Source organism: Archangium sp. (genome assembly GCF_036389735.1).
In the GTDB taxonomy this organism is placed as follows: domain Bacteria; phylum Myxococcota; class Myxococcia; order Myxococcales; family Myxococcaceae; genus Archangium.
The window spans coordinates 1-8,036 of record NZ_DASVWK010000114.1; the positions used below are offsets into that span (position 1 = coordinate 1).

9 protein-coding genes are annotated in these 8,036 nt (G+C 67.8%); 2 read left to right on the forward strand and 7 right to left on the reverse strand.

What is annotated here, in order from left to right; genetic code table 11:
* Window positions 1-201 precede the first annotated feature (201 nt).
* Both VF794_RS04400 and VF794_RS41685 read right to left on the reverse strand, forming a co-directional pair.
* Window positions 202-2,178: a serine protease gene (locus tag VF794_RS04400; protein WP_331107918.1), complete on the reverse strand. Its 1,977-nt coding sequence runs from the start codon at window positions 2,176-2,178 to the stop codon at window positions 202-204.
* Between the two features lie 181 nt (window positions 2,179-2,359).
* Window positions 2,360-2,527 (reverse strand): helix-turn-helix domain-containing protein, encoded by a 168-nt coding sequence (locus VF794_RS41685; RefSeq protein WP_414640872.1) that lies wholly within the window; start codon window positions 2,525-2,527, stop codon window positions 2,360-2,362.
* Between the two features lie 397 nt (window positions 2,528-2,924).
* Between VF794_RS41685 and VF794_RS04405 the strand changes: the two genes are divergently transcribed.
* On the forward strand, window positions 2,925-3,164 hold the full coding sequence (locus VF794_RS04405) for an addiction module protein (protein WP_331107919.1): 240 nt from the start codon (window positions 2,925-2,927) through the stop codon (window positions 3,162-3,164).
* Between the two features lie 50 nt (window positions 3,165-3,214).
* Complete coding sequence (locus VF794_RS41690) at window positions 3,215-3,493, forward strand: hypothetical protein (protein WP_414640873.1); 279 nt, start codon at window positions 3,215-3,217, stop codon at window positions 3,491-3,493.
* Here the strand turns inward: VF794_RS41690 and VF794_RS04410 are convergent.
* From VF794_RS04410 to VF794_RS04430, 5 genes are all read right to left on the reverse strand, one after another.
* The gene (locus tag VF794_RS04410) at window positions 3,391-4,131 is read right to left on the reverse strand and encodes a site-specific integrase (RefSeq protein ID WP_331107920.1); all 741 of its coding nucleotides are present in this window, start codon (window positions 4,129-4,131) and stop codon (window positions 3,391-3,393) included. The two genes, VF794_RS41690 and VF794_RS04410, sit on opposite strands and share 103 nt — an antisense overlap.
* 186 nt (window positions 4,132-4,317) lie before the next feature.
* Complete coding sequence (locus tag VF794_RS04415) at window positions 4,318-4,701, reverse strand: hypothetical protein (RefSeq protein ID WP_331107921.1); 384 nt, start codon at window positions 4,699-4,701, stop codon at window positions 4,318-4,320.
* A 5-nt stretch (window positions 4,702-4,706) separates the two neighbouring features.
* The gene (locus VF794_RS04420; protein WP_331107922.1) at window positions 4,707-5,963 is read right to left on the reverse strand and encodes a hypothetical protein; all 1,257 of its coding nucleotides are present in this window, start codon (window positions 5,961-5,963) and stop codon (window positions 4,707-4,709) included.
* Window positions 5,960-7,120 (reverse strand): hypothetical protein, encoded by a 1,161-nt coding sequence (locus VF794_RS04425; protein ID WP_331107923.1) that lies wholly within the window; start codon window positions 7,118-7,120, stop codon window positions 5,960-5,962. The genes VF794_RS04420 and VF794_RS04425 overlap by 4 nt, the downstream gene beginning before the upstream one ends.
* Window positions 7,121-7,204: 84 nt before the next feature.
* Window positions 7,205-7,822, reverse strand: a complete 618-nt coding sequence (locus VF794_RS04430; protein ID WP_331107924.1) for a transposase — start codon at window positions 7,820-7,822, stop codon at window positions 7,205-7,207.
* Window positions 7,823-8,036: the final 214 nt, after the last annotated feature.

Consider the following 8,036-nt stretch of genomic DNA (forward strand, 5'->3'; position numbering starts at 1 on the left):
TGGGCCGGGTATTGGTGGCCTCCGGTTCCGTGGGCTTCCAGCAGCAGGTGCGAGAGAACCAGGACCTCCAGAAGTTCCTCGAGACCGGCATCTTCGACGAGAAGTCGGCGCCGGCTCTGGAGGAGATCGTGCGCTACACCCAGCAGACCCTCTCGCGGAGCACGGACAAGAAACGGTGAGGGTTCTCGTCAGCCCGGAGGCCTACTGGAGAGTGTAGGCCACCGTGCCGCCGCAGCTCCGATTGGAGGCACAGCCGGCGCGGATTTGGTACGTGCCGCCCGCGCCCGCCGGAACGGTGTAGCGCAGATAGGAGAGCGAGCCACACGCGTTGTCGTTGGCGTCGACCAGGGTGCCCGTGGACGTATAGAGCCGCAGGTAGGTGTCACCGCTGCCCGAGGCGCCCGCCACGGTGCAGGTGCCGAAATCGAGGGTTTGTCCCGCCGCCAGCGTCACGTCATGGTTGGTGGTGTTGCGGGTGGCGTTTTGGGTGCTGCTGGCGCTGTAGGTGAACGAGCCGGTGATGGGGCCGGGAGGCGGCGGAGTGCCGACGGTGACTTTCCACACCACCGTGCCCCCGCAACTCCCGCTGGAGAAGCAGCCGGCGCGGACTTCATGGTTGCCTCCCTTGCCTGCGGGTACGGTGTACTTGAAGTAGGACGACCGGCCGCCGCAGGCGTCATCGTTGAAGGTGACCTGGACGCCCGCGCCATTGAACAGGCGTAGGAAAGTGTCACCGGTGGAGGTGGCGCCGGTGAGGTTGCAGGTGCCCACCTCCACCATGTCTCCCTCGTTGAATGTGAGGACCTTGTTCACCGTGTTCTGCTGGGAGCTGTTGGTGTTGGTGGCGCTGTAGGCGAAGGACTCGGCCGGCGGGGGAGGAGGCGGCGGCGGGGGAGGAGGAGGCGGCGGCGGCTCGCCGTTGGCACCCCATGGGTCCGGGCACGTGTCGCTCCGCAGGGCACACGGCGGCAGGGCGCTGCCCAGGTGGGTGATGATAGCCTGGATGGGCACGCCACGGTTGGGGCAGTTGGCGCAGTGGTGCAACGCCACCACCCGGTGGTCCGCGTAGCCAATGACCGGTGAGCCTGAGGAGCCGCCCTGGGTGTCTGCGTAGTAGCCCACGTCGCTGGGGCCGCCGCTCTGGCAGGCTACCTCGTCGAGGCTGTACACCTCGGCGTAGCCGGAGGCATCAGCTGTGGCGCTGGAGGTGACTGCGATCTTCTTGCCGTGTGCCATCGGGTGCTGGGGAACGTAGATGCGCTCGTCCACCACCGCCCCCGTGGAGCGCAGTTGGAGAAAGCCGTAGGTGCCGGTGGGGTTGGTGGGCAACCGCAGTAGCGTGTAGTCCCGAGGAGCGTCCGTCTTCACCAGCGTGGCGCCGGAGGCCACCACCGTGCCCGGGCAGGCGCCCCACGAGGCGCAACCGGTGGCGCAGGTGGCACCCTCGGCCAGGAACTCGTAGGTGGTATTTCGCGCGTCCGTGTCCGTGCTGATGCAGTGGTTGTTCGTCAGCAGGTCACCCTGGTTGCCCACGAGCCAACCGGTGCACGCGCTGATGCCATTGATGAGCAGCCGCGCCACGGCCCGGCCATGGTTATAGATTTGCGGCTCACCGCCCTCGTAGCACCGCGCCCAGCCGGAGTCGTCCGCGCCGCACAGGGTTTCGACCTGGACTCCCTCGGTGCTTGGTTCCCCGGCGCCGTAGCCGCGCGCGTACCTGTCGATGCGGTAGCCGTACTTGTTGAGCACGCCCCGGCGGTCCTCCGTAAGGCTGTGTAGCTCGATGAGGGCGGTGTCCCCCGGAATGGGAATGCCCCAGAACCCATCGCGCGCGCCCGGATGCGAGTTGTCATAGCGCCAGGAGCGCGAGCCGTCGGGGGCACGGACGATGACGTAGTCCCCCTCCTCCAACTCGAGGGTGGCGAAGTGCGGGGCGATGTATGAGGCCCCAGGGTGGCTGAGCGTGTCGGTGTGGAGCGCTCCGTTGGCGGAGCGCGACTCCACTGTCGCATACGGGTGCGGCGATTCGAGGCGGCGCACCACCTCCTCGCCGACCTTCTGGATGCCCTGCGACGCGGGCGATGCCTCGCACACCGGTCCGCGCATGGGGGGCGCGGCCCGCGTGGTGGCGCCGAGCACAAGGCACACCACGAAACCTGCCAGTCGGATGTTCTTCATCAAGGCTCCGGATCTCTTACTCCCGAGAGGGTGGGATTCGGAAAGTAGGAACGAGCAGGCAGGCGTCGATCCCTCCCTGGAGTACAGGGGGTTCGTGTCTGCGCGGACGCCCTCTGAAAAATCGCTGGACGGATTCTGTCGAGGAAGAAGGGCGAGTGGGTCCTCTGGTCCAGGAGGTGCTTTAGGGCGCTTGTTCCGTGTGCTCCCTCAGGAAGTGCTCCAAGGCCTCCTCTTGGACCCGAATCGAGTTGGAGATTCGGATGTGGGGCAATGTACCCCGATCGCACAGTCGGTACACGGCGGCCCGGCACATCCCAAGCCGCTGAGCGACTTCCCGGATGGTCAGCAGCCGACCTTACCCGGAGGCCACCGGTGCCATAGGGGGAGGGCGCAGCAGCAAGGTAGCAGCAAAATCCTTGGTGTCCGCGCGTACTGGATGGGACGGCTGGACAGGTCCGGCTTCAGAAATCCGAGTATTTACAAAGGGTTGTGAACCGCTGGTAACCCCTGGACAGTCCTTCTCATTGGTTCGGGACCAAGGGGTCGCAGGTTCGAATCCTGTCTCCCCGACCATCAAAAAAGGCCCTGGAGTTTCGCGGACAACCGCGAGGACTCCAGGGCCTTTTCTTTTCCCGCCGTGCCCCTCGGCAGCAAACCAGCAGCAAGCGGCGGGCGCTCGCCTCTGACAGCCGTCCGGGCCGGGCCTTCGTTGTCCGTGCATGGGGCGGGGCTTAAACTTCTGTTCCATGGCGACCAAGGAAGACCTTCTCTCGGATGTGCTGCGGCTCCCTCCCGAGGAGCGCGCCGAGGTTGCCCACAAACTCCTACTCAGCTTGGAGGAAGGGGTCGAGGACCCGGAGGCCCAGGCCGAGTGGTCCGCGGAACTGGAGCGCCGGGCCCGTGAAGTGCTCGACGGGAGCGTGAAGACGGTCTCCTGGGAGCAGGTCGAGGAGCGCATCAGTGCCCGGCTCGGTCAGCGGCGGTGAAGGTTCGTCTCGAACTCCACCCCGAGGCTGTCCGTGAGGTGGATGTGGCCGTGGACTGGTACGAAGGCCAGCGCGCGGGCCTGGGAGCCGAATTCTTCACTGAACTCCGCCGGAGTCTCCAGGTGATTGCCGAGGCCCCTCGCGCCAACCCTCCATGGTCTGGCGGGCGAGCGAGGGACTTGGAGGTGAGGCGGCTCCTCATGGAGCGCTTCCCATTCGCACTGCCCTACCTCGTGCTGGAGGAACTCGTGGTGGTGCTCGCCGTCGCGCACGTTCGCCGCCGACCGGGGTATTGGCTCCAGCGTGCGCGGCCATTGCGGCAGCGTTGAATCATCGGCTCCTGCTCGGCTTCGTGGAGGGCCACGTCCGGCCGGTGCTGCGTGCCATCTTCCCGAGGGAACAGAAGCTCCAAGGGAGACGTGGCGATGGCCTCGCGCAGGTAGGGCACCAAGCCCACCGCGATGGGCAGCAGGTCCTCCCGGTTGCCCTTCGTGGTGTCGCTCCCGTGGGAGCGTCCCACCCGGATGGTGCCCGCCGTGAGGTCCACGTCCGACTTGCTCAGCGCCAGCAACTCGCCCTTGCGCATCCCGGTGTAGACGGCCGTGGCGAACAGGGGCCGCCAGCGGCGCTCCAGGGCCGTGAGCATCAGCGGAACCTCCTCGGCCTTGAGGTACTGCGGGAGCTTCTTCGGCTGTTTGATGCGTGGGACGGCCTTGGCGGGGTTGGGGCCGGTGAAGAGACCGCGCCGGATCGCCAGCTCGAAGATGCGGTGGACGTGAGCGCGCAGGTGGTTGAGCGACTTGGGGGCCAGCTCTCCAGCCTTCGCGTTGAGCAGCACTTCCAACCGCGAGGGTGTAATGCCCTTGAGGGCGAGGGGGCCCAGCTCAGCACGCAGGTGCTTCTCGCTGAAGCCGATGATGGTGGTGGAGCGGAGCCGACTGCCCACCTCGGTCTTCCAGACGTCCATTGAGCCTGCCCCGATTTCGGGGCTCTCCCGCACTTCGTGTGGTTCAGCGGTAGCGAGCAGGCGAGCCTCGCTCTTGGCGCCATTCGTATGCGCTCACGATTCACACAAATTGCGGGAGAGCCACGTAACCGGGGCAAGCTCACCTCCAGCGAGAAGGAGGACGCGGACGCGGCTTGAGCGCCCGGCCTAGCCGCGCCGGGTGCGGGCGCCCGTCTTCTTCTTGGGGCTCGCGGCCTTCTTCTTGGGGCTCGGAGCCTTCTTCTTGGCCGTGACTTTCTTCTTGGGGCTCGCGGCCTTCTTCTTGGCCGCGGCCTTCTTCTTGGGGCTCGGGGCCACCGCTTCCGTCATATCGGCGGGCCCGCTCTCCGTGCCCGGGATATGTCCGGCGCCTCCCGAGCCGATGAAGCGCTGCAACAGGGCTTGCGCACGCGAGGGGTGGAAGGGCCCCAGCGCCCAGGGCGGGGGGGCCGAGCGGATGGCCTTCCGGGCCGAGGCATTGGGGTACTCACCCATCAAGCAGCCATCCGGATCCGACCCGGGATTCGTGATGACGACATAGACTTTACTCACGACATTCACCTCGTGGGGGTGCTGCCCGTGGTGGTGGAGGTGCTGTTGCCGCTGCTATTGGTGTTGCGCAGCTCCATCAAGAGGATGGGGTCGATGGCGAACCCGATGAAGAAGTTCTCGGCGGGTTTCCAGTAGCGCGTGGTGTCCGTGCTGCCGAAGAGCACGCCGGTGTTGATGAGCATGGCCCGGTTGAGGAAGAAGGACGCAGCCACGCCGAACTGGACGAGGGTGGTGTTGTCGCCGGCGAAGCGGACCACCATGCTGGGGCTGAAGCCATTCATGAACCAGCTGTTCTTCCAGGGGCCGGACTTGAAGAACTCGGGATGGACAGGGGTGACCGCCACGGCCAGGTTCACCGCGCGGAACTTCCGGCTCGTCATGATCTCCGGCTGGATGCGCACCAGCGAATACTCCTGCTGGGACGCCACGCTGAAGTAGCCGAGCTCGCGGTTGTTGATGAGGCCGTTCTCATAGGTGATGCGCACCTCGGCGAAGACGCGCCCGGCCTTCAGCGGGCGGCGGAGGCGCCACACGCCTTCATTCGCACTGGCCTCTACCTGCTCGGTGACTCCATCCGTGGTGATGCTCACCAGCACGGACTTCACGGTCAGGTCGGTGTCCGGCTGGAACATCCATGACGTGAGACAGGCATGGTTGGGATTTCCCGCCGCAATGGTCGGGTCCTTCTGGACCAGGCTCCAGGCCTGGGTCTTTCCCGCAGGGGGGACGATATCGGTCGGCTTCTCGGAGCAGACGGAGACATCGAGCGGTACGGGAGGCATGCCCGTGGAGGGCCGCTCCCACCCTGGGTGCTTGGAAAGCCTCTCGGAGGTGACGCAGTCGAGTGCCCCCGCGATGCGGGCGACAAGCGGCCCACCGGGGGTGCACGCGGCGGGCTGGAGCACATAGTCCTGGCCTCGGGTGGCCACGTAGAAATGGCGGAGGCCCGGGGGGAGGAAGACGGGGATGGGGTTTCCCGCCGCCGCTGTGCCCGTGCGGAGGAAAGGGGTATCCACAGCCGTGGCCTTCCCCCCGAAGCGCTGGGTGGTGTCGACCACCACCACCAGCTCGTCGCCCACCACCACTTCGCCTGGCTCTGGAATGGCCGTGGGCTGCAGGCTCGAGTCCAGCAGCCACGTCAGCACGGGCGTCCGGGGCAGGGGCTTGGGGGCTTCCGGTGTGGCGGCCCCTCCCACGGCCCCAGCGCCGGTGGCACAGCCGGTTCCCAGCAGGAGGACGGCGGCAATCAGACAGCGTCTCACGGCGCACCTCCAACATCGACAGTGCAAAGCACGTCCTGGGCCTCGGCGAGTGTGGCGACGACGGAGACGGGGGGCGTCACGGTCCCGATGACGGAAGCGATACCCCGGGCCGAAGTCTCCACGACGCCCGTGGTGCCGCCGAACTCCACCGCGCCCGTGGTGGCCCGGAAGAGGATGGGCACTCCCGGGATGCCCTTGCCATCGCAGCCGGTGACCACGGCGTTGAAGCCGACGGTGCCCCCGGCCTGGGCCGTGCCCTGGCTCGCGGTGAGCACCAGCGAGGTGGGGACGGGCGGGACGGTGAGCTGGGTGGTCTCCGAGACGGGGCCGGACTGCACCCGCAGGGTGGCGGTGCTCCCCAGGTCGCTGAAGCACCAGTCCACGACCGCCGAGCCCTGGACCGTCTCGAGCACCCTCTGGGAGAGCGCCTCTCCCACCGCGGCGGCACACCCGCCGGGCACGGCGAGCCAGCCCGCGTTCACGCTGACGGTGAGCTGCGTCCCCTCGACTGGGAGCGGGCTGCCCGCAGGGCCCGACACGTGGAAGGCCACCGAGGCCCGCCGCGTCAGCCCGGGGAAGCAGGAGGGGGGGGCGGGCGTGCCGCACGTCCTCGGGCCGGGGGGCGTGGCCAGGGCGGAGCTGTCCGGGGAGACGTTGAGCTGGATGGAGCCGCCCGCGGGCAGCACCCGTCCTCCCACGGTGATGGGCTTGGAGACCTCGATGGAGCCGGAGCGGGCGAAGACGGTGTGCTGCCCCGCCTCGGGGCCTGGCAGGAGGCACGCCTGGCCCACGCCATTGGCATCCAGGCTGACGCACGCCGTGCTCGAGGACGCGGCGCAGGGCTTGTTCAGGGCGACGAGCGTGGCGGTGCCTGCGGGCTCCAGCCAGAGCGTCACGGCCGCGTTCTCGGCGAAGGCGCCATTCGTCTCCCAGGCGCGCAGGTCGATGATGGCGCCCCCCGCGCCCGTGCACTCGGTGGGCGAGGTGGGCATGCTGGCCGGCAGGGGAGCCGGGTACAGGGTGGAGGACTGGAATGACAGGTGGAGCGTGCTCCCAGCTCCCAGTGTCGGAGTCTCCAGCTGGAATCCCTCACAGGCGCCCAGCCCCAACAGCAACGTGATGCGGGCGAGCCGCCGGAGCCTTTTCAAAGCCGTCATGCCTCCCTCCCATTCCGTGACGTCTTCGAGGCTACCACGGACATCTCTCACGCTGTGAGTGACATTGCGTGGCTGCTAGCGTGCTCAGCGCCAGCGCGCCACGCGCCCCATAGCGGCATAGCCGCTCCAGCCCCTGCCTGTCGTTGGCATGGAGGTGCGTATTGGCATGCAGGGAGAAGCCTTCCAGGAAGGCGCACCGGGGCTGCTTTCGGGGAGGGAGTCGCACGTCCACCTCCGCCCAGCGCAGCCGTTGCTGCAGGGAGTGCGGCCCTGGTACGCCTGCCTCGCGTCCTCGGGCCCTTGCGCGGGCAGGGCCCCTCTTTTCTCCAGCAGGCGCAGCACCCGGTGACGCACCACCCTCAGCAACTGCTCCACCTCGCCTTGCGTGGGCGGCGGCAACGCCTCGAAGCGCACGCCTCCCTCCCCCGGCACGAAGACGCCGTCCGGCACCAGCGAGTGGAAGTGCGGCGTCACCTGCAAGGCCGAGCCGAAGAACTGGATGAACGACACGGCCCCGGCCTGCTGCCAGCACTCCGCATTCCAGGTACCTGGCGCGCGTCCCGCTCCACGTACCGGGGCAGGCAGGCCGCGTCCCAACTCGCTTGCCTCCGCCAGCAGCGTGGCCAGGTTCTCCCTCACCGCCTCGTACAGCACTGTCCCCTCCGGCTGCCTCCGCCGGTACTCCCACCCGCGCTCCTCCACCTGTCCCTCCCCAGCCACACCTCGCCAGGGCTCACGCTACGGAGGGGCTTCCACGGGCTTCCGTGGAGCCCCTGGCTGCTCGGGTAGTTCGAGGCGCGACCAGGACAGCGCGTCAGGAGGGGCGAACCCGGTACCAAACGGGTACCCAATCCAGCGAACGCGCCTGAACGTCACCGGACAGAAAAACGCCCTGCTTCTGGGGACTTGGGAAGCA